General features: G+C 37.0%; 1 protein-coding gene. It reads left to right on the top strand.

Annotated features, from left to right (window positions below):
• Nucleotides 1–151 precede the first annotated feature (151 nt).
• Nucleotides 152–1,468 (top strand): IS1380 family transposase, encoded by a 1,317-nt coding sequence (locus tag NFS43_RS24315; RefSeq protein WP_251555570.1) that lies wholly within the window; start codon nucleotides 152–154, stop codon nucleotides 1,466–1,468.
• Nucleotides 1,469–1,664: the final 196 nt, after the last annotated feature.

The following is a 1,664-nucleotide window of genomic DNA, read 5'->3' as shown; positions in this document are numbered from 1 at the left end:
CCTGAATTATTCACAGATTTTATGAAATAGGCAAATATCGCCTATCTAATAGGCTTTCTTGTAAATCGTTCGTGCATTAAATAAATGAAAAAAGAATCCGTTTCTGATAAGGTTAAAGCGCGACCAAATAACCACAGAAAGGATTCTTATAATGGCTACTTTACCGCAATTAACACTTGATTTCAATCGTCAAATTAAATTATCAAATGATGGAGGCTCTCTTTCCTCTGATACGGGTGAATTCATCTTTAGAGAGTTCGATGAGAAAATTGGTTTCTCAAAGACATTGGCCGGGCACTTAAACTTGAAAGATTCAAGGACTTACTTTATTCATTCGAATGAAAATTTGCTTCGTCAAAAGATCTATCAAATGATTGCCGGCTATTCAGAAGATGACGCGGCTGATCAGCTAACGAAAGATCCTGTGTTTACTCAAATTATAGGGACACCGGCGTTAGCTTCCCAGCCTAGTTTATCTCGCTTTTTTAAACGGTTTGATCAAACATCTATCCAACAATTGGAACAGGCCAATCAAGATCTACTCGATAAAGTTCATAAGTTCAGAGATTCAAAAGCACTCATCTTTGATTTAGATTCTACTCATTCCGATACCTATGGTCATCAAGAATCGGCAGCTTACAATGCCCATTATGGAACCATTGGTTTCCATCCATTAGTGGCTTTCGATGGTGTAACAGGTGACTTTTTGAAGGCAAAGCTGCGTCCTGGAAATGTGTATACTTCAAACGGTGCAATTGAATTCATACAACCACTTATTGAACATTACAACGAGAAATTCCCGGAGACTTCATTATTTGTTCGCGGGGACAGTGGTTTTGCCGTCCCTGCTTTATATGATTTGTGCGAAAAAGAATCCGTTTACTACGTCATTCGACTAAAGTCTAATGCTCAACTACAACAGATTGCGGAAGAATACCATCCTTCCACTATGCCTTCAAATGTCACAGAGACCGAATACTGTTTTGAAGAAACCATTTATCAAGCGAAGTCATGGTCCAAGCCTAGAAAAGTGATTATACAATCAGTACGTCAAGCTGGTGAACTGTTCTTTATCCATTCATTTTTTGTGACCAATTTAGAAATTGCCTTTTCTCCAAAAGATATCGTCCGTGCTTACCAAAAAAGAGGGACGATGGAGAACTATATCAAAGAGGTCAAGAATGGTTTCAGATTCGATCAAATGAATAGTCATTCTTTCCAAGTGAACGAGGCAAAAATGATGTTGAGTCTTCTAGCTTATAACTTAACGAATTGGCTTCGAACCCTTTCTTTCCCAGCAGAGCAGAAGAATATGCAAATTGAGACGATTCGTACACGGCTCATTAAAGTGGCTAGTAAAGTAGTAAAGTCAGGACGATCCCTATTCTTTAAATTATCTTCAAGTTTCGTCTATCAGAAATTTTTCTGGAAGGTGCTTAGCCGAATTCAAAACCTACAGATAGAATAACTCATTCATTTTGACGCTTTTAAAAAATCGTGTTAATTCCAAGGGAGTAGTCTGCCTAAAAATAGAGATTTGTAGCCCCAAGTTCTAGAAATACAATTTTAAGAAGTAAAATGAACAAAATTCCTTAGAAAGTTTAAAAACTATAATTGATTTTTGGTTAAATGCATGAACTCAGAGATGGTATGAATAATTCAGG

The organism is Neobacillus muris (assembly GCF_943193175.1).
Classification (GTDB): domain Bacteria; phylum Bacillota; class Bacilli; order Bacillales; family Cytobacillaceae; genus Neobacillus; species Neobacillus muris.
The sequence above is the reverse complement of the archived record's forward strand: the minus strand, read 5'-3'. Positions and strand labels throughout refer to the sequence as shown.

Coding starts and splice junctions, on each gene's coding strand:
- NFS43_RS24315 (WP_251555570.1), top strand. CDS start 152: ATGGCTACTTTACCGCAATTAACACTTGATTTCAATCGTCAAATTAAA.